Below are 19076 nucleotides of genomic sequence, written 5' to 3' on the forward strand. Positions count from 1 at the left end.
AGGGGAGGCGGACGTACCGTGGCCCTGCGGGTCGCCGACGACACGATCACCGGTCGACCGCTACGGGCACGGCCGCGGGTCGGCCGGGGAGGACGGACACCATGACCGGAGACCATCCCTTCTGGGTGCGCCTCGCGCGCAAGGAGCCGCAGTGCGCCATCGTGCGCGGCCGGGTCTTCGAGATCGGCGCCCCCGACGAGCGGGACGGGGCCTTCCTCCTCACGGTCTGGGAGAAGGGGCGGCCCGTCGGGCACGTCCTGAACGTGGACCCGCCCGCCTACAAGCCGTGCGGACCGGGGCACCCGGTCGAGCCGCAGCGGGTCGACGGGGTCGAGGAGCTGCTCGAGCTCCTGGTGCCCCAGCGCACCCGGCTCGCGGCGCACGGCTGACGCCACTCCCGTCCGCGGGGGCCGCCCGAGTCCTGTGCACCGGGAGCGGGGCGAGCGCTGAGCACCCGCCGGCGGACGCCCGGGACGGGGGAGTCGTGCGGCCGGGCGGCGGCTGGCATCCTGACCTCGGTGTGACGAGCGCGCCCGCGAGGGGGAGCCCGATGAGCACCACCGAGGACGTCGACGACGGGACCGCCGAGTTCGGGTACCGCCCCTCCCTCACCCGCGGGATCGGTCGCTTCGGCAGCTTCGCCGCGGGCGTGAGCTACATCTCGATCCTGACCGGCACGTTCCAGCTCTTCTCCTTCGGCTTCGCGCTCGGCGGTCCCGCCTACTGGTGGTCCTGGCCGATCGTGTTCACCGGGCAGCTCATGGTCGCGCTGTGCTTCGCCGAGCTCGCCGCCCGCTACCCGGTCGCCGGCTCCGTCTACAACTGGAGCAAGCGCCTCGCCGGGCCGACGGTGAGCTGGATGGCGGGCTGGCTGATGGCCACCGCGTCCGTGGTCACGCTCGCGGCCGTCGTGCTGGCGTACCAGGCGACGCTCCCGCAGATCTGGAGCGGGTTCCAGCTCGGCGGCTCCGCGGGGGTGAGCGCGGTGGTCTGGGGAGGACTGCTGATCGCGTTCACCACCGCGGTCAACGCGCGCGGCGTGCAGCTGATGGCCCGGATCAACAGCGTCGGCGTGCTGATCGAGCTCGTCGCGGCGGTGCTGCTGGTGGCGGTGCTCGCGGTGAACGTGGTGCATCCGCCGACCGTGCTGCTCGACACCAGCGGCTACGGCGGGAGCAAGCCGGGCGGGTACGCCGGCGCGTTCCTCATCGCCGCGATCGCGTCGGCGTACGTGATGTACGGGTTCGACACCGCGGGCTCGCTCGGCGAGGAGACGGTCGATCCGCGCCGGACCGCGCCGACGGCGATCCTGCGGGCGGTGACCGCCTCCTTCGTCCTCGGCGGCCTCATCCTGCTGCTGGGGATCCTCTCGGCGCCCGACCTCGCCGACCCGGCGCTCGGGCAGGCGTCGGGCGGGCTGCAGCGGATCGTGCTGCAGGTGCTCGGCGGCCCCCTCGGATCGGTCCTCCTGCTCTGCGTGGTCGTCGCGATCACGGTGTGCGCGCTGGCGGTGCACACGGCGGCCATCCGACTGATCTTCGCGATGGCCCGCGACAACGCCCTGCCCGGCAGCCGCGTGCTCGCCCGCGTCGACCCGCGGCGCGGGACACCGGTGGCGCCGGCGCTGGTCGTGGGGGTGCTCGCGGTGCTGATCCTGGTCGTGAACATCGGGACGCCGGCGATCTTCACGGCCGTGACGAGCGTGGCGGTCATCCTGATCTACCTCGCCTACCTGCTGGTGACGGTGCCGCTGCTGATCGCCCGGCTCCGCGGCCGGTGGCCCGCAGCCGCGCCCGGGCGCTTCTCGCTCGGCCGCGCGGGCCTGCCGGTGAACGTCGTCGCGGTGCTCTGGGGCGCGGCGATGACGGTCGACCTCGCGTGGCCGCGCGTCGAGGTCTACGGGGAGGAGCTGCGCTGGAGCGCGGTCGTCGTGATCGCCGCGGTCGTCGGGATCGGCCTGGCCTGGTTCCTCCTCCGCGGCCGGCACCGCCTCGGCACCCTGCCCGCGCACGCGCTCCCCTCGCCGCCGCCGCAGGGCTGAGTCGCACGAGAAGGCCCGTTCTCGAGGGGGCAGGACGATCCCTTCCGGGCGACTCGGCGGCGGCACCGGGAGGAGGATGGGGGAGCGGGTGCTCGGCCGAGCGCCGCGGGAAGGAGCGCGCGTGCGGAACCGCCTGGCGACTCCGTCCCTGCTCGCGCACGCCGTGCTCATCCAGGCCGTCGCGTTCCTGCTCCGGCCGGCCGCCGTCTACCAGGCGATCCGGCTCGATGTGCCGGCCTGGGCGCTCGGGGCGCTCGGCGCCTCGTTCGCGCTGGTGCCGCTGCTGATCGCGCTGCCGGTGGGCGGGCTGGTCGACCGGGTCGGCGCCCGGGCCGTGATGGTCGTCGGCTCGCTCGTCGCGGTGGGAGCGGCCGCGGTGCTGCTCCTGGCGGGCGGGAGCGTCGCGGGGCTGCTCCTCGGCATCGCCCTGCTCGGCGCGGGGCACCTGGGCTGCGTGGTCGGGCAGCAGACCGTCGTCGCGGGCGGCACCGGAGGGACGCGGCTCGACAGCCGCTTCGGCTACTACACGTTCGCCGCGTCGCTCGGGCAGGCGATCGGGCCCGCATTCATCCCGGTGCTCGCGGGCGGCTCGGTGCGGCCCAACCCGGCGCCGCTGTTCCTCGTGGGCGGGATCCTCGCGGTGCTGCTGCTCGTCTCGACGGCGGGGATCCGCAGCCCGTCCCCGCGCGGACCCGCGGCGGAAGGGGCGGCGGCTCCGGGCTCGACGCTCGGTCTCCTCCGGGTGCCGGGCCTCGCGCGCGCCCTGCTGACCAGCGCGACCGTCGTCGCCGCCGTCGACCTGACCGTCGTCTACCTCCCCGCCCTCGGCGCCGAGCGCGGGCTCCCGGCCGGCGTCGTCGGAGCCCTGCTCACCGTGCGCGCGCTCGCGTCGATGGCCTCGCGGCTCCTCCTCGGCGCGGCCACCGCCCGGCTCGGGCGCACCCGGGTGATGGTGGGCGGCATCCTGATCTCGGCGCTCTGCCTGGTGCTGGTCGCCCTGCCCGCGCCGACCGTGCTCCTCTTCGTCGCGGTCGCCGCCCTCGGCCTGGGCCTCGGGATCGGCCAGCCCATCACGATGTCCTGGCTGATCGAGCGCACCCCCGCCGACCGCCACGGCCGCGCCCTCGCGCTGCGCCTGGCCGGGAACCGCCTCGGGCTGATCGCACTGCCCAGCCTGCTCGGCGTCCTCGCGGCGGCGGCCGGAGCGGGCGGTGTCCTCATCGGCACCGGTGCCGCGGTCGGCGCGACCCTCCTCCTGCTGCGCGGGGTGCGCCTGGACTGAGGTGCCCGGGGGCGCAGCGGATCGGCGGCGCGAGCCGCGTTCCCGGGCCTCTCCGTCGGAAGACCGGAGGGTCAGCTGCCCGGCTCCTCCACGCGGACGTCCTCGGCGGCCTTGTCGGCGCGCCAGCCGCGCCAGACCGGCTGGCGGAGGGTGCCGGAGGCGGTGCGCTCGCGGTAGCGGACCTCGCCGACCAGGACGGGCGACACCCAGTGCACGCCGCGCGACTCGAGCGGAGGGACGGAGACGGCGGGCTCCTCGGTGGCGTGCTCGGCCAGGCGGTCGACCAGGCCGCGGCGCTCGCGGTCGCTGAAGCCGGTGCCCACACGGCCGGAGTACGCGAGCCCGTCCTCGCCGGGGATCGCGGTCAGCAGCGCCCCGACCGACCCCTGGAGGCCGCCCTCGCCCTCGCGCCAGCCCACGATCACGACCTCCTGCAGCCGGTGGTGGGTGAGCTTGATCCAGTCGCGCGAGCGGCTGCCCTCCTGGTAGCGCGAGTCGCGGCGCTTGGCGACCACGCCCTCGAGGCCGAGGGTGCGGCTGGTGGCCATCGCCTCCTCCAGGTCGCCGTCGAACACGGACGGGACGTGCACGCGCTCGTTCTCGGCGACCAGCTCGACCAGTGCCGAGCGACGGGTGTCGTAGTCGCTCCCGGTCAGGTCCTCTCCTGCGCGCTCGAGCAGGTCGAAGACCATCAGGTGCACCGGAGTGGACCGGGCGGCCGCCTCGATCTCGCGCGGCTTCGTCAGCCCGCCGCGGGTCTGCAGGGCGCCGAAGTCGGGGCGCCCGCGAGCGTCGAGGGCGACGATCTCGCCGTCGAGCACGGCGTCGGCGGCGGCCTCGGCGAGCGGGGCGAGCAGGTCGGGGAACGCCGCGGTCAGGTCGTTGCCGTTGCGGCTCGTGAGGGTCGCGGTGCCGCCCTGCACCCGCACGAGAGCGCGGTAGCCGTCCCACTTCATCTCGATCGCAGCCCCGGGGTCCACGTCGCCGCGGCGTCCGGCCGTGGCGAGCATGGGGCGGTGGCGGCGCGGAGCGGAGTCCTCGGCCGGGCGGTCGGCGGAGGGTGCGGGGCGGGGAGCGGGCGACGCGGCGGACGCGGCCGCCCGGCCCCGTCGCTGCGTTCCGTGCCCGTGAGCGGGACCCGGCGCCATCAGGTGCAGGAGCCAGTTCTTCTCGGCGCCCTCCCTCGAGCCCGTGTGCAGCAGGGCGTAGCGACGGGGCTCGCCGCCGAGCCCGCCGTCGGGGCGGCCGGTCAGCACCGCGATCACCTCCTTCCCCTCGCGCCACTTCTCGAGCGCGTAGGTGCCCTCGTCCCAGATGCGCACCTCGCCGCCGCCGTACTCGCCGACCGGGATCGTGCCCTCGAAGGTCGCGTACTCGAGGGGGTGGTCCTCGGTCTGCACCGCGAGCCGGTTCGGGTCGCCCTCCAGCGGCGGGCCCTTCGGCACCGCCCAGCTGACCAGGACGCCGTCGTGCTCGAGCCGGAAGTCGTAGTGCAGGCGCCGCGCGTGGTGCTCCTGGATGACGAAGGAGTCGCCCGAGGAGGTGCCCGCGGACGCCGCCTCAGGCACCGGCTCCGGCGTCTTCGACGCGTCGCGCATGCTGCGGTAGGTCGCCAGGCGGTCGGAGGAGGCGTCCGTCGCGGCGAAGCCCGCCATCCGCTCCGGGGTCGGCTCGAGCCCGGCACCCCGGGCGGCGAGCAGCGGGCGGAGGAGGTCGCCGTCGCTCCGCAGCCGCTCCATCACCTCGTCGGGCGACAGGTGGCGCAGGTTGTCGGCACCCAGCTCCTCCCACGTGCGGGGCGCGGCGGCGGCCGGCCGGAGGCGCCCCCGGAGGGAGTAGGGGGCGATGGTCGTCTTCGCCGCGCTGTTCTGGCTCCAGTCGACGAGGACCTTGCCCTCGCGCAGGGTCTTCTTCATGTCCGAGACGACGAGGTCGCGGTGGTCCGACTCGAGCGCGCGCGCCAGCTCGTGCGCGACCGCCGAGATCTGGTCGCTGGAGGCGGAGGCGTCCAGCGGGCAGTAGAGGTGGATCCCCTTGCTCCCGCTGGTCACCGGCAGCGGAGCCAGCCCCATCCCCTCCAGCAGGTCGCGGGCGAGGAACGCGACCTCGGCGCACTCTGCGAGGCCCGCCCCCTCGCCCGGGTCGAGGTCGAGCACGAGACGGTCGGGCGGACGGCGCTCGCTGTCGGAGCCCACCCGCCACTGGGGGACGTGCAGCTCGAGCGCCGCCTGCTGCGCCAGCCAGGTGAGCCCGGCGACGTCGTCGACCAGCGGGTACTCGACGTCGCGCGACGAGTGCGCGAGCCGGGTCCGGCTCAGCCAGTAGGGGGCGGAGGAGGGGAGGTTCTTCTCGAAGAAGACCTCGCCCGGATGCTCGGCGGTGCCCACTCCGTCGACCCAGCGCTTCCGGGTGACCGGGCGGCGCGCGAGATGGGGCAGCATCGCGGAGGCGACGGAGGCGTAGTAGGAGAGCACATCGGCTTTGGTGAAGCCCGTCTCCGGGTAGACGACCTTGTCGAGGTTCGTCAGCCGCAGCCTCCGCCCGCCGACCGAGACGATCTGCTGCGAGGCGGCCATCCCCCCATGGTGGAGGCAGGTGCGCGCCGAGGGAACCCCGGACCGTCGCGGGAACCCGCAGCGAGCCGCCTCCACGACTCGGGGTTCCCTCGGCGGCGGGGAGTAGCGTCGACGCACCACGTCCGAAGGAGCCCTCCGTGCCCGACACGATCGCCGACATCCCCCTCACCACGATCGACGGCACCACGTCGACCCTCGCCGACTACCCGCCCGTGCGGCTGATCGTCAACGTCGCCTCCCGCTGCGGCCTCGCCCCGCAGTACGAGAAGCTCGAGGCCTTGCAGAAGAGCTACGGGGAGCGCGGATTCACGGTCCTCGGCTTCCCGAGCAACCAGTTCCTCCAGGAGCTGAGCGACGAGGACAAGATCAAGGCGTACTGCTCGACGACCTGGGGGGTCACCTTCCCGATGTTCGAGAAGGTCCGCGTCAACGGCCGCTCGGCGCACCCGCTCTACGCGGAGCTCACCAAGGCGGAGGACGAGAACGGCAAGGCCGGCCGGGTGAAGTGGAACTTCGAGAAGTTCCTGATCACGGCCGACGGCACGGTCCACCGGTTCCGCCCGACGGTCGAGCCCGACGACCCGCGGATCGTCGACCTGATCGAGGCGTCGCTCCCCGCCTGATCCCGCTCAGCGGCGGGCGCGGGGCGGAGCACGCCACCCGTCGCGGCTCAGCGGTCGCGGAGCCCCAGGGCCGAGCGGGCGTCCGCGGGCTCGACGCCCTCGGGGCAGACGATGTCCGAGACGTCGAACGGCGTCGCGCGCGAGAACGGGATCATCTCGATCCCGTCGACGTGGCGCAGCAGCACGAGGCCGCCCTCGCCCTCGCGCAGGCTCCGGCGCACCTGGCGCAGGAAGATGCCGGCCATGTCGAGCTCGACGACGAAGGAGCGGCCGCTCACGTCGATCCGGCAGCCGATGACCGGCTGGGAGCCGACGGAGACGGAGTCCGGCACGCGGCGCGGCTCGATCGGCTGCTCCTTGCGGAGCGTCCGCACCGGGGTGAGGGTGGGCAGGCCGGTCGCTCGCGCGGTGTCCGTCATGGTCGTCTCCGTCCGTCGACGTCCGCCGATGGTCCCGGGGACGTCTTCTCGACGGTACTTCGCGTCCCCCGCAGAGGGGACGGGGTTGACGGCCGCGCGATCAGGGGGCAGCGGGGCCCAGGAGCGGCGGAGCTCAGGAGCCCTGGCGCTGCTCCTCGGGCTCCGGCAGGACCGAGAGCTCGCCGTGCATGCTGGCGACGCTGAGCATCTGCTCGATCCACGCGCGGTTGAGCTTGGGCTGGTGCGCCTCGGTGAAGCGGAAGTGCAGCGGCACCGACGGGTGCAGCCAGACGGAGCTCCGGCCGTGTCCGGTGGAGGCGTCCTCCATCCACGAGAGCGAGAAGGCTTCGTTGCGGCGCAGCTTCGAGAGGACGGCGACCTTCAGGTGCGCGAGGACGCGCTCCTCGAATTCGATCTCGAGGTTCTGCGGTCCGTAGATGAGCGTGGCCACGGGCCCCCTTCGTTCATCGGGCCGGCCCTGGCGGACGGCTCCTCGGGGGACGGTATCCGCTCGGACCCCGGTGCGGGGAATCGGGCGGGAGACACGCCGGACCCCCATTGACAGTCCCGCGGACGGGACGTAGCACTGCCGGGCGTGCTGGGCGCCGCGTTAGCCGACGCATGTAGCGAGAGTCGATGCTCCGTCGCGGATCTCCCGTCGGCCGGGGCCGGCCCGGGAGCGAGCGCGGGCACCTCCGGCTGCCGGCCGCGCCGCTCAGGATCCCGTCACGGCCCGGCCGGCGCGTCCCACCCCTCCTGCGGGGTCGCGCAGGTGCCGCGGAAGACGTACTGCGACGGCAGCTTCCGCTGGTGCGAGGACCAGTCGATCGCCGGCCGCCGCTGCTCCGGAGGCAGGTAGCCGAGCCGGTACACCGCCATCAGCTCGAGCTCGTCGGGCACGGCGAGCAGCGACTCGATCCGCGCCCACGCTCCCGGCACCTCCATCGGGAACGACACGAACTGGATGCCCATCCCCAGCTCGACCGTGCTCAGCCAGACGTTCTCCATCGCGGCGCCCATGCTGAACACCGAGTAGAAGGAGGAGAGCTCGCCCGGCCGGTACTCGGAGCGGTCGAGCATCACCCCGAGCAGCAGCGGCGATCCCGCGACGAGCCGGCGGTTCTCCTCGCCGAGCGTCTGCGGGACGCGGAGGGAGTTCATCAGGAACTGCCCGCGCTTCGTGAAGACCTGCTTCGTGAAGGGGCGGAGCGGAGCCGGCAGCTTGTCGAACAGCATCCCGTCGCGCCGCCGCTCCATCTCCTCGCTGCTGAAGCGGAAGTAGGGCTTGTAGCGCTCGAAGAACGTGCCGTTCGACATCGCGGTGGTCATGCTCTCGCCGCTGATCGCGGCGATCCGGTCGATCGTCTCGCGCTCCTCGACGAGCACGAACCGCCACGGCTGGCTGTTGAGCTGCGAGGGCGCCCGGCCGGCCACCTCCATCAGGAGCCGCTGGTGCTCCTCGGAGACGGGGTCGGGCAGGAACGCGCCGTTGGTGGTCTTCCGGCGCCGGACGACATCGAGGAACTCCATGCCTCGATCCTGCCCCGATCGATCGCGCAGAGGGGGGAGCGGCGGCGGCCCGGGGCGCGCGCGGTAGCATCGAGGGTCCTGTGCAGGCTCGAGGGAAGCGGTGGAACGGTGAAGACGAGGGTCATCTTCTACCTTCTCGGAGGTGTGTTCGTGCTCGGCGCGGGCATCAACTCGGTCGTGGGCAGCGGCTTCTCGGTGCCGAACCTGCTGACGATGCTCTGCGGCGCGCTGATCCTCGCGATCGCCGGCTGGCAGGCGCTGCGCTCCTACCGCTCCGACCCCGACCGCGACGTCGAGCCCCCGCGCTAGAAGCCGGGGCGCGTCAGCGCAGGGCTGACCCGGCCCTGAGACGCTGGAGCACTCCTCGGCGCCGCGCCGGCCGCCGCGTCCGCCCGAGAGCGGCGAGCACGAACGGAGCCGCCGCCAGCGCGATCGCCGGGTGCCGACGTCCGTGCGTCCCCGCGAAGGGGATCACCGCCAGCGGGACGGCGGCGGGAGCCAGCGCGGACGCGGCGCGGGTGTCCGACCGTCGCAGCGTCGCCCAGGCCAGAGCGGTGAGCGTCGACGTGCAGATGTAGAGCGCGTGATGGATCCAGTGCCAGCGGCCCGTGCGGAGAGCGCCGGTGGCGACGGCGGTGCCGAGGGCGCAGTTGGCGGAGTAGCTGACAGCGGTGGCGCGCAGCCAGAGCGGACCGGAAGCGCTCACCCTCCGCCGCGTCCTCACACCTCGCCCCGCGCGAGCAGCAGCCGGTAGGGCGCCGCGCGCTCGACCCGCCACCCCTCGGGCGCCACCGCGCGCAGCTCGGCGGCGGTGAAGCTGCGCCGCACCGACAGCGACCCGTCGTAGTGGAGGAACGAGCCGGCCGCGATCGGTCGTGTGGCCAGCAGGTAGGCCGTGTAGGCCAGCCGCGAGCGCTCGATGTCGTTGTGGAGGGCGCGCGGGGCCAGGCGCTCGCTGTCGGCGAGCAGGTCGGCGAGTGATTCCGGCGACAGGTGGTGCAGCACGTGGTTGGAGGTCACCAGGTCGAAGTGCTCGCCCTCGGCGACCAGGTCGGCGCTGCTCGCGCGGCGGAACTCGACTCCGGGCGGCGCGGGCGTCGACGTGGCGAAGGCGGAGGCGCGCTCGTCCGGATCGACGGCGGTGATCGCCAGGCGGAGGCCGTCCTCGCGGGCCCAGCCGGCGAGGGAGCGGACGACGTCGCCGCCTCCCGATCCGATGTCGAGCAGGCGGAACGGCTCGTCGGGCCGCAGCAGCGGACGCAGGCGCGAGCGGTAGAGGCCACGCCACCCCGAGACCAGCCGGTTCACGGTGCCGAAGCGGGCGTAGGTGGCGTCGAGCAGGGTGCGGTCGCAGTCCGGGTCGTCCATCAGCTCCTGCTCGGAGACCTCGCGGTGGCGCAGATCTGGCGCGAGAGGGGCTCGCGGAGTCACTCCCCGCCCCGCTTGGTGAGCAGCGCGAGCTCGACGGTGAGGCCGGGGCCGAACGCCATCGCGCCGATCCGCTCGCCGTCGGCCGCCTCGCCGTGCAACAGGCGCCGCAGGATGAAGAGGACGGTCGCGCTCGACATGTTGCCGTTGGTCCGCAGCACCTCGCGCGACGGGGCCAGCTGCTCGTCGCTGAGGGCGAGCGAGGCCTGCACCTTGTCGAGGATGCTGCGGCCGCCGGGGTGGATCGCCCAGCGCTGCACGTCGCTCCGCTCGACCTCGGCGCCGGCCAGCAGCGGGGCGACGGCCGCCTCGATGTTCGCTCCGATGATCGAGGGCACGTAGGTGCTCAGCCGCATCGAGAAGCCGTGGTCGCCGATCGTCCACGCCATCTCGGTCTCGCCCTCGTCGGTGAGCGTCGTGGCGAGCGCGTCGAGCTCGAGCACCGGGATGCCGGGCGCGGCCTCGCGGGCGGTGACGACGGCCGCCGCACCGCCGTCGGCGAAGACGGAGGTCGCGACGATCTGCTCCGGGTCGTTGGAGCTCGTGAGGTGGATGGTGCACAGCTCGACCGCGACGACGAGGACGACCGCCTCCGGGTCGGCCTCGCAGAACTGGCGGGCGGCGCGCAGGCCGGGGAAGGCGCCGTAGCAACCCATGAAGCCGAGGTGGAAGCGCTGCGTCGAGGGCGCGAGGCCGAGGCGGCGGACCAGCTGGTAGTCGGGCCCCGGGGCGTAGAAGCCGGTGCAGGAGACGGTCACCACGTGGGTGACGTCCTCGGCGGTCATCGACGCGGACGCGAGGGCGCGGCGGGCCGCCTCCGTGAAGAGCTCGGGAGCGCGCTCGGTGTAGACGGCGTTGCGCGCGGCCGTCCCCGGGTCGAGCACCAGGCCGCTCCCCGCGTCGTAGAAGACGCTCGCACCCTCCCGCTCGACCCGGTCGAGCTCGTCGACCACCGTGCTGCGGGTGTCGATCCCGGACGCGTCGAAGGCCGCGCCGATCAGGCGGGACCCGAGCCGGGTCATCGCGGGCTGGGACGCGAAGAGGTCGCGCACCTCGCACTGGCGCAGGACCGTGGTCGGCACCGCCGTCTCGATGCTGCGGATGTGGACACTCACCCGCAGGAACCTATCGCGGAATCCTGCGGGTGAGCGGTGCCTTGGAGCGTGATCAGAGGATCGGCTTCCCGCCGGTGACGGCGATCGTCGACCCGCTGATGTAGCTCGCCTCGTCGGAGGCGAGGAGGACGTAGGCGGGGGCCACCTCGGCCGGCTGCCCGGGGCGGCCCAGCGGGACCTGCTCGCCGAACTCGGCGACGGCCTCCTCCGGCATGGTCGAGGGGATCAGCGGCGTCCAGATCGGGCCGGGCGCGACCGAGTTGGCGCGGATGCCCTTCTCGCCGAGCGCCTGCGCGAACGAGGCGGTGAGGCTGAGGATCGCCGACTTCGTGGCGGCGTAGGGGAGCAGCTGGTACGACGGCTGGTCGGACTGCACCGAGCTCGTCGCGATGATCGACGCGCCCTCCTTCAGGTGGGGCAGCGCCGACTTCACGAGGTGGAAGTAGGCGCTGATGTTCGTCGCGATCGTGCGGTCCCACTCCTCGTCCGGGATGTCGGTGACGCTCTCGCGGCTCATCTGGAAGGCGGCGTTGCTGACGAGCACCTCGAGGTGGCCGAAGCGCTCGACGGTCTCGGTGACGACGGCGCGGCAGTGCGCCGGGTCCTGCAGGTCGCCGGGGAGGAGCAGCGTCTCGCGGCCGGCCTCCCGGACCCACGTCGCGGTGTCCTCGGCGTCGTCGTGCTCGTCGAGGTACGAGATCGCGACGTCGGCGCCCTCGCGCGCGAACGCGATCGCGACGGCCTTGCCGATGCCGCTGTCGCCGCCCGTGATGAGGGCGACCTTGCCGCTGAGGCGGCCGGTGCCGCGGTAGGTGGTCTCGCCGTGGTCGGCCTTCGGCGTCAGCTCGGCCTCGGTGCCGGGCGGTGTCTGCTCGGGGGATTCCGGAGTCATGACTCTCCCTCTCGTGTCGTCGGTCGGTCCCTCCATGCAAGCGGGTGGGAGGGAGGGGGCGCAGGGGGTTGACGCCCGGACCGCTCCGTCCTGTCGTCAAGCCCGCGACACCGAGGGCTCCCTGGGTCTTGACTGAGCGTGTCGCCCTTCTTCGGGGCGCTCGGCCAGGAGGTTCGACATGAGCACGACAGACAGGGATCCGGCTGACGGCGGACTGCCGCGACGCGCAGAGGGCTCGGCGGCGGGCGGCACGGCGCGCATCGACTCGGCGGGGGACACGGGAGCGGCTGCGGCGACGGACCGCTCCGCGACTCCGGACCACTCCGCCTCGACGGACCGCTCCGACTCGGCGCACTCGGCCCCCGAGCACCGCGCGCCCGTCGACCCCGACTCCGCCGAGGCGAAGCAGGCCCGTGCGGCCGCGCGCAAGGACATCCACCAGCGCGAGCGCGACCGCTTCGGCGGCTTCAAGATCGGCTGCGCCTTCTTCGGCTGGCTCGCCGCCACCGGACTCGCCGTCCTCCTGACCGCCCTCGTCACCGCGATCGGGGCCGCCGTCATCGGCACCCAGGACGTCACCGGCGACCTCGCGGCCGACCCCGCCGCGTTCGGCTGGGCGGGCGCGATCGCCCTGCTGGTCATCCTCCTCGTCGCCTACTACTGCGGCGGCTACGTGGCAGGCCGCATGGCCCGCTTCAGCGGAGCGAAGCAGGGCGTCGGAGTGTGGGCCTGGGCGGTCGTCGTCGCGATCGTCGTGGGCATCGTCTCGGCGATCACCGGCGGCAGCCAGGCGCTCTCCGCGGTGAGCGGCTTCCCGACGATCCCCCTGGACGCCGGCGACGCCACGGCCGCGGCGGTCGTGACGGCGCTCGCCGCCCTGGTCGTCGCGCTGGTCGGCGCCGTGCTCGGCGGTCTCGCCGGCATGCGCTTCCACCGCCGCGTCGACCGCGAGGGCCTCTCCGGCCTCTCCGTCTGACGCTCCCGTCCCTCCTCCCTCCGCGAGACGCCGCTCCGGTACGCCACGCACGCCGTGCCGGCACCGGAGGGGCAGCTCGCGGAGGGGAGGTAGGGTCCTTCGCGTGACTAGGGAGCGAGGGACGCGGCTGGCGGGCGAGCTGCGGGAGTGGGACGCGGGCGCGCTCGCGGACCTGCGGGACGAGTACCTGGCGTTCCTCGAGCAGCGCGGCGAGTCGGCGCTCGAGCGCGACGGCGGCCTCGAGCACGTCACGGCGAGCTGCTTCGTGCTCTCGCCGAATCTGGCGCAGGTGCTGCTCTGCTTCCACCGCAAGGGCCGGTTCTGGGTGCAGCTCGGCGGTCATGTCGAGCCCGGCGACGACTCCACGGCCGACGCGGCCCTTCGCGAGGCGCGGGAGGAGAGCGGAGCGGCACGGCTGCAGCCGCTCGGCGTCCTGCCCCTCGACCTCGACCGGCACGCGCTCGGCGACGGCTTCGGCCGCTGCTCCCGCCACTGGGACGTGGGCTACGGTGCGATCGCCGATCCGGACGCTCCGGTGAGCGTCAGCGACGAGAGCGACGACGTGGCCTGGTGGCAGGTCGACGCGCTGCCCGCCGAGGTGCCGCCGGGGTTCGCCGAGCGGCTGGCCGGGGCGCTCGCCGCGGCGCGGCTGCTCCGTGGTGCGGGGTCGCTCGGCGGCTGATCGAGACCCGCCTCCACCCACCTCGCATACCGGCAGCGCGCCTGCGACGAGTCCTCCCCGTGACTCCGGCGCCGTGCGGCACGATGGGGCGATGAGCAGCACCGCTGACCCCGTCGTCGTCCTCGCCGGTGCGAGCGGATTCCTCGGGACGGACCTCACCCGCCGCTTCACGGCCGACGGCTGGACGGTGCGGAGGATCGGCCGCTCCGGGCCGGACGCGCGCTGGGGCGACACCGCCGGCATCACCCGGGTCCTCGACGGTGCGCGCCTCCTGGTGAACCTGGCCGGCAAGAGCGTCGACTGCCGGTACACCGCGGCGAACCGCGCCGAGATCCTCCGCTCGCGCGTGGCGACCACCGCGGAGCTGCACCGCGCGGTCGAGGCGGCCGCGACTCCTCCGCCGGTCTGGATGAACGCGAGCACGGCCACGATCTACCGGCACGAGGAGGAGCGGGCGAACACCGAGGACGAGGGCGTGCTCGGCGAGGGCTTCTCGGTCGACGTGGCGCGGGCGTGGGAGTCGGAGTTCATCGCCGGGGAGACGCCCGGCGTGCGGCGCGTGGCGCTGCGGATGTCCATCGTGCTCGGAGACGGTCCGGCGACGGCGATCCTGCTGCGGCTGGCGCGGCTCGGCCTCGGCGGTCCGCAGTTCGACGGGCCGTGGCCCTCGACGCGCGCGCGCCGCGAGGCCGGTGTGCACCACGAGCACCGGCGCACCCGCGGCCGTCAGCACTTCAGCTGGATCCACGTGGAGGACGTCCACCGGTCGATCCGCTTCCTCGAGGAGTCGACCCTCGACGGGCCGGTGAACCTCGCGTCGCCGAATCCGAGCGACAACACCGAGCTCTCCCGGCTGCTCCGTGCCGCCGTCGGCCGCCGGATCGGCGTGCCGGCTCCGCGCTTCGTCCTCGAGCCCGCGACGCTCCTGCTCCGCACCGAATCCGAGCTCCTGCTCAAGTCCCGCTGGGTCGTGCCCGCCCGCCTCGAGGACGCCGGCTTCACCTTCGCGCACCCCCACCTCGCCGAGGCCCTCCGCACCCTGGCCTGACCCGCCCCCCGCGAGGCGACCGACCTCCGCCGCGAGCCCGTGTCGCGGAGGTCCGAGTCCGAGCGCGGGTCCACTCCACCCCCGGCCACCCTCGAGGCGTCGACCGGAACGCGTGCCGAGCGTGTCGGACGCGCCGATCGCTCCCCGAGACCCGGCCACTCTCCCAGCCGACTGCGCCACGCCGCGCGGGGAGCGGCGTGGCCGACATCACGCTGAGGTCGCGCTACTGCGCGACCTTCGCCGCGATGTCGCTCCGATACAGCCCGCCGTCGAGGTGGATCAGGTCGAGCGCGCGGTACGCCCGCTCCCGCGCCTCGGCGAAGTCGGCGCCGCGCGCGACGACGTTGAGCACGCGGCCGCCGGTGGCGACGAAGCTCCCGTCGACCAGCTGGGTCGCCGCGTGGGCGATGGTGACGCCGGGGACGTCCGCTGCCGCGTCGAGTCCGGTGATGGTCCGTCCGGTGACGGCGTTCTCGGGGTAGCCCTCGCTCGCGAGGACGACGGTGACGGCGACCTCGTCCGTGAACGCGGGCCACGGGACGGAGGCGAGCGCGCCGGTGGCCGCCGCGTGCAGCAGCGCGGACAGCGGGGAGGCGAGGCGGGGGAGGACGACCTGGGTCTCGGGGTCTCCGAAGCGGGCGTTGAACTCGATCACGCGCAGGCCCGCGTCGGTCACGATGAGGCCGCAGTAGAGGAGTCCGACGAAGGGGGTGCGCTCGCGCTCGAGCTGGCGGATGGTCGGGATGGCGACCGTGTCGATCACCTCGTCGACGAAGGCGCGCTCGCTCTCCCAGCGGTCGGCGAGCCAGGGGAGCGGGGAGTAGGCGCCCATGCCGCCGGTGTTCGGCCCCTCGTCGCCGTCGCTCAGGCGCTTGAAGTCCTGCGCGGGGGAGAGGGGGACGACGTCGTGGCCGTCGGAGAGGAGGAAGAGGGAGACCTCCTGGCCGGCGAGGAACTCCTCGATGAGGACGTCGCCGGACTGCAGCCAGAACTCGGCGTGCGCGATCGCGGCGCTGCGCGACTCCGTCACCAGGACGCCCTTGCCCGCGGCGAGGCCGTCGGCCTTGACGACCGAGGGGAGTCCGTACTCGTCGATGGCGCGGGTGGCGTCGACCAGGGTGGAGACGCGGGTCGCGCGGCCGGTGGGCACGCGGGCCATGTCCATCACGCGCTTCGCGAAGGTCTTCGAGCCCTCGAGTGCGGCGGCGGCCCGGTCGGGGCCGAAGGTGGGGATGCGGCGCTTGCGCAGCGCGTCGGCGACTCCGGCGACCAGGGGCGCCTCGGGGCCGATGACGACGAGCTCGATGCCCTGCTCCACCGCGAAGTCGCTGACCAGCCGGGGGCTGTTCGTGTCGAAGTGGATGACCTCGACGTCGCGCGCGATGCCGGCGTTGCCGGGCGCCGCGATGATCTCGTGGTGCTCCTCCTCCGCGAGGAGAGCCGTGATGATGGCGTGCTCACGGGCACCCGAACCGAGGACGAGGATCTTCACCCTGACAGGATAGGGCGCCCCGCGCCGGGGCTGGTCCCTGTGACGTCCTCCTCCGCAGGGCGGCGCTGCGGACGCCGACACGCCGGGCGGAGCCCCGCGGAGGCCTCCGGGAGCGAGCGGCGGCGGCAGGATGGGTGGATGGCCAAGGGCAGGATCGACGAGGCGAGCGGGCAGTCCGCGGTGCGGGCGGCGCTCGCCGGAGGAGCGGACCGGAACACGACGGCGACGGCGGTGCGGTTCCTCCTGCAGATCATCGAGACGAACGTCCCCGGACGCAGCGTCGAGGTGCGCGTTCCGCCGTTCGGCGCGGCCCAGTGCGTCGAGGGCCCGGGCCACACCCGCGGGACTCCGCCGAACGTGATCGAGATGGACGCGGCGACCTGGCTGCCGCTCGCGACCGGCTCCCTGCCGTGGAGCGAGGGCCTCGCGAGCGGGCGGATCCACGCCTCCGGAGTGCGCGCGGACCTCACGCCGTTCCTCCCCATCCTGCGCGTCGGCTGAGCGTCGGCGAGTTAACTTCTCGTAAACGCGGCGGCGAGCCGTCGTCAGAACGTTTGACCTGGGCTCCGCCGTCGGGTTGTCTGGGAATAACCCCCTCACGCGGCATGAATCCTCTCCGGATCCACCGCTCGATGCTTGGAGTCCCCTTCACGATGCGCAGTACTTCCCCGGGCCGACGCGGCCTCACCCGACTCCTCTCCGCGACCGCCGTCGGCGCCGTCGCCGGAGCGGCCCTCCTCGGCGCCACGCCCGCCGCGGCGGCCGAGGGCGATGTCGCCATCGACATCCTCTCGATCAACGACTTCCACGGGCGGCTCGCCGCCGACCGCGCCGTCGCCGGAGCCGCAGTGCTCGCCGGTGCCGTCGACTCCTACCGCGCCGCCAACCCGAACACGCTGTTCGTCTCGGCCGGCGACAACATCGGCGCCTCGACCTTCGTGTCGAAGGTGCAGGGCGACATCCCCACGCTCGACTCGCTCAACGCGATGGGCCTCGACGTCAGCACGCTGGGCAACCACGAGTTCGACCAGGGCCGCGCCGATGTCGACGGCCGCGTCGTGGACGCCTCGGCGTTCCCCTACGTGAACGCGAACCTCTACGACACCGCGACCGGCGAGCGCGCCTACTCCCCGTACGTGATCACCGAGCAGGACGGCGTCTCCGTCGCCTTCATCGGCGCGATCACCGAGGACCTCGGCAAGCTCGTCAGCCCCGCCACGATCTCGACGCTCTCCGTCGAGCCGATCGCCGAGAACGTCAACGAGGTCGCCGCGCAGCTCCAGGACGGCGACGCCGCCAACGACGAGGCCGACGTGGTCGTCCTGCTCCTGCACGAGGGAGCCGACGCCGACGCGGCCGAGCTGAACACTCCGGAGGCGGACCCCAAGTTCGGCGCGATCGTCGACGCGGTCGCCCCGAACGTCGACGCGATCGTCTCGGGCCACAGCCACCAGGAGTACGACGCGGGCATCGACGCGGGCCGGGCCTTCCCGACCGTCGTGTCGCAGACCGGCAGCTACGCCGAGAACATCGGCCGCATGTCCCTGACCGTCGACCCGGCGACCAAGCAGCTCACGTCGCTCACCAGCGAGGTCGTGCCGCTGACGAAGGTCGTCGACGACCCGACCTCCGACGACCCGGCCAAGACGATCGTCGTCGGCGCCTTCGAGCCCGACCCCGAGGTCGAGACCATCGTCGCCGACGCCCAGGCCGTCGCCGTCCGCGAGGGCAGCGTGAAGGTCGGCACCATCACCGAGGACATCTCGCGCGCCTACCGCCCGGACGGCACCACGACCAACCGCGGCTCGGAGTCGACCCTCGGCAACCTCGTCTCGGACGCCCAGCTGTGGGCCACCCGTGAGCTCGGCACGCAGATCGCCTTCTCGAACGCGGGCGGCCTGCGCGACGACCTCTCCTACACCGCGACTCCGGACCAGCCCGGCGACGCGGACGGCGTGGTCACCTACGCCGAGGCCTCCGACGCCCAGCCCTTCGCGAACACCCTGGTTACCCTGCAGCTGACCGGCGAGCAGATCTCCGACCTGCTCGAGGAGCAGTGGGTGGGCAGCTCCAGCCACCCGCAGCTGAACCTCTCCACCTCGAAGGACCTCACCTACGTCTTCGACGCCACGGCGCCCGAGGGCTCGCGCATCTCGCAGGTGTTCTTCCAGAACGAGCCGATCGACCCGGCCGCGACCTTCACCGTCGTGACCAGCAGCTTCCTCGCGAGCGGCGGCGACGGCTTCAGCACCTTCACCGAGGGCACCGGCACGGCCGACTCCGGCCGCATCGACCTGGACGCCTTCGTCGGCTACATCCAGGACCTCGGCACCGTCAGCCCCGACCCCGTGCAGCGCACGATCGGCCTGACCGACAACGTCCCGGACTCGGGCGAGTACGCGGTCGGCGACACGATGACCGTCGACCTCTCCTCGCTCCTGTTCAGCACCGGAGCCGCGGCCGACACCACCGTGACCGCGAGCGTCGACGGCACCGTCGTCGGCACCGCGACGATCGACCCGACCCGGGCCGTCACCGACGACTCGACCGGTCGCGCCTCGTTCTCGGTCCCGATCGACGAGAGTCTGGCGGGCGGCGCGCACACCGCGACGTTCGTGCTCGACACCACCGGCACCGAGATCAGCGTCGGCTTCGCCGTCGCGGCCGGCGCCGGAGCGGGCACCCCGACTCCCGGACCGACCACGGAGCCGACCACGCCGCCCACCACGGGCCCCGCGCCGACGCCGACCACTGCTCCGGTCGCCGGCTCGCACCACCTCGCCGAGACCGGAGTGGACGCGACCCCCGCGTTCGCCGCCGGGATCGCCGCTCTGCTGCTCGGTCTGGGCATGACGGTCGCGCGCCTGCGCCGCCGCACCGCCGCGAAGTAGCCGCACCGCGCGCACGACGGGCCCTCGACTCCGGTCGGGGGCCCGTCGTCGTGTGCGGGCGAGCCGATGGTCGACCCCCGG

Annotated in this window: 19 protein-coding genes; 10 read left to right on the forward strand and 9 right to left on the reverse strand. The window is 73.7% G+C overall.

Translation table 11 applies throughout. The annotated features are described in order from the left end of the window. Positions 1-101 precede the first annotated feature (101 nt). The 3 genes from C5B93_RS11600 to C5B93_RS11610 all read left to right on the forward strand — a co-directional run bounded on the left by C5B93_RS11600 (position 102) and on the right by C5B93_RS11610 (position 3323). A complete protein-coding gene (locus tag C5B93_RS11600; RefSeq protein WP_104223782.1) occupies positions 102-389 on the forward strand; it encodes a hypothetical protein in 288 nt (95 codons plus the stop codon). Positions 390-550: 161 nt separating this feature from the next. Further along, positions 551-2041, forward strand: a complete 1491-nt coding sequence (locus C5B93_RS11605) for an APC family permease (RefSeq protein ID WP_104292513.1) — start codon at positions 551-553, stop codon at positions 2039-2041. A 121-nt stretch (positions 2042-2162) separates the two neighbouring features. Beyond that, positions 2163-3323, forward strand: a complete 1161-nt coding sequence (locus tag C5B93_RS11610) for an MFS transporter (protein ID WP_258068208.1) — start codon at positions 2163-2165, stop codon at positions 3321-3323. A gap of 71 nt (positions 3324-3394) precedes the next feature. Here the strand turns inward: C5B93_RS11610 and C5B93_RS11615 are convergent, their stop codons facing one another. After that, complete coding sequence (locus tag C5B93_RS11615; protein ID WP_104292515.1) at positions 3395-5899, reverse strand: ATP-dependent DNA ligase; 2505 nt, start codon at positions 5897-5899, stop codon at positions 3395-3397. Positions 5900-6036: 137 nt separating this feature from the next. Here C5B93_RS11615 and C5B93_RS11620 point away from each other — a divergent pair, with 137 nt between their 5' ends. After that, complete coding sequence (locus C5B93_RS11620) at positions 6037-6522, forward strand: glutathione peroxidase (protein WP_244229546.1); 486 nt, start codon at positions 6037-6039, stop codon at positions 6520-6522. Between the two features lie 47 nt (positions 6523-6569). On the opposite strand, the gene C5B93_RS11625 is transcribed toward C5B93_RS11620, so the two are convergent. The 3 genes from C5B93_RS11625 to C5B93_RS11635 form a co-directional block, all read right to left on the reverse strand. Next, a complete protein-coding gene (locus tag C5B93_RS11625) occupies positions 6570-6941 on the reverse strand; it encodes a hypothetical protein (RefSeq protein ID WP_104223778.1) in 372 nt (123 codons plus the stop codon). A gap of 133 nt (positions 6942-7074) precedes the next feature. Then, positions 7075-7392 carry a hypothetical protein gene (locus C5B93_RS11630; protein WP_244229547.1) on the reverse strand — a complete coding sequence of 106 codons (318 nt, stop codon included), beginning with the start codon at positions 7390-7392 and terminating at the stop codon, positions 7075-7077. 275 nt (positions 7393-7667) lie between these two features. Then, positions 7668-8471, reverse strand: coding sequence for a nitroreductase family protein (locus tag C5B93_RS11635; RefSeq protein WP_104233823.1), 804 nt, complete (start codon positions 8469-8471; stop codon positions 7668-7670). A gap of 108 nt (positions 8472-8579) precedes the next feature. Here C5B93_RS11635 and C5B93_RS11640 point away from each other — a divergent pair, with 108 nt between their 5' ends. After that, positions 8580-8780 carry a hypothetical protein gene (locus tag C5B93_RS11640; RefSeq protein ID WP_104223776.1) on the forward strand — a complete coding sequence of 67 codons (201 nt, stop codon included), beginning with the start codon at positions 8580-8582 and terminating at the stop codon, positions 8778-8780. Between the two features lie 13 nt (positions 8781-8793). Here C5B93_RS11640 and C5B93_RS11645 read toward each other — a convergent pair whose 3' ends face one another. The 4 genes from C5B93_RS11645 to C5B93_RS11660 are packed head-to-tail and all read right to left on the reverse strand — an operon-like array spanning position 8794 to position 11906. Continuing rightward, a complete protein-coding gene (locus tag C5B93_RS11645) occupies positions 8794-9177 on the reverse strand; it encodes a hypothetical protein (RefSeq protein WP_104292516.1) in 384 nt (127 codons plus the stop codon). Between the two features lie 14 nt (positions 9178-9191). Continuing rightward, positions 9192-9902 carry a class I SAM-dependent methyltransferase gene (locus tag C5B93_RS11650; RefSeq protein ID WP_258068209.1) on the reverse strand — a complete coding sequence of 237 codons (711 nt, stop codon included), beginning with the start codon at positions 9900-9902 and terminating at the stop codon, positions 9192-9194. Then, on the reverse strand, positions 9899-11014 hold the full coding sequence (locus C5B93_RS11655) for a type III polyketide synthase (protein WP_104292518.1): 1116 nt from the start codon (positions 11012-11014) through the stop codon (positions 9899-9901). The genes C5B93_RS11650 and C5B93_RS11655 overlap by 4 nt, the downstream gene beginning before the upstream one ends. A 52-nt stretch (positions 11015-11066) precedes the next feature. Further along, entirely contained in the window at positions 11067-11906 is an 840-nt protein-coding gene (locus C5B93_RS11660; RefSeq protein WP_104292519.1) for an SDR family oxidoreductase, read from the reverse strand. Between the two features lie 178 nt (positions 11907-12084). Here C5B93_RS11660 and C5B93_RS11665 point away from each other — a divergent pair, with 178 nt between their 5' ends. The 3 genes from C5B93_RS11665 to C5B93_RS11675 all read left to right on the forward strand — a co-directional run bounded on the left by C5B93_RS11665 (position 12085) and on the right by C5B93_RS11675 (position 14612). Continuing rightward, positions 12085-12882 carry a hypothetical protein gene (locus C5B93_RS11665; RefSeq protein WP_104292520.1) on the forward strand — a complete coding sequence of 266 codons (798 nt, stop codon included), beginning with the start codon at positions 12085-12087 and terminating at the stop codon, positions 12880-12882. Between the two features lie 103 nt (positions 12883-12985). Next, positions 12986-13564, forward strand: coding sequence for an NUDIX hydrolase (locus C5B93_RS11670; RefSeq protein WP_258068210.1), 579 nt, complete (start codon positions 12986-12988; stop codon positions 13562-13564). A gap of 91 nt (positions 13565-13655) precedes the next feature. After that, positions 13656-14612, forward strand: a complete 957-nt coding sequence (locus C5B93_RS11675; protein WP_104292521.1) for an epimerase — start codon at positions 13656-13658, stop codon at positions 14610-14612. 223 nt (positions 14613-14835) lie between these two features. On the opposite strand, the gene purD is transcribed toward C5B93_RS11675, so the two are convergent. Beyond that, positions 14836-16104 (reverse strand): phosphoribosylamine--glycine ligase, encoded by a 1269-nt coding sequence (gene purD / locus C5B93_RS11680; protein ID WP_104223771.1) that lies wholly within the window; start codon positions 16102-16104, stop codon positions 14836-14838. A 138-nt stretch (positions 16105-16242) separates the two neighbouring features. Here purD and C5B93_RS11685 point away from each other — a divergent pair, with 138 nt between their 5' ends. Both C5B93_RS11685 and C5B93_RS11690 read left to right on the forward strand, forming a co-directional pair. Then, positions 16243-16605 carry a sterol carrier family protein gene (locus tag C5B93_RS11685; protein WP_104223770.1) on the forward strand — a complete coding sequence of 121 codons (363 nt, stop codon included), beginning with the start codon at positions 16243-16245 and terminating at the stop codon, positions 16603-16605. Positions 16606-16757: 152 nt separating this feature from the next. Further along, the gene (locus tag C5B93_RS11690; protein ID WP_181068383.1) at positions 16758-18995 is read left to right on the forward strand and encodes a bifunctional UDP-sugar hydrolase/5'-nucleotidase; all 2238 of its coding nucleotides are present in this window, start codon (positions 16758-16760) and stop codon (positions 18993-18995) included. Positions 18996-19076: the final 81 nt, after the last annotated feature.

It is taken from the genome of Rathayibacter sp. AY1A2 (assembly GCF_002930935.1).
Taxonomy (GTDB): domain Bacteria; phylum Actinomycetota; class Actinomycetes; order Actinomycetales; family Microbacteriaceae; genus Rathayibacter.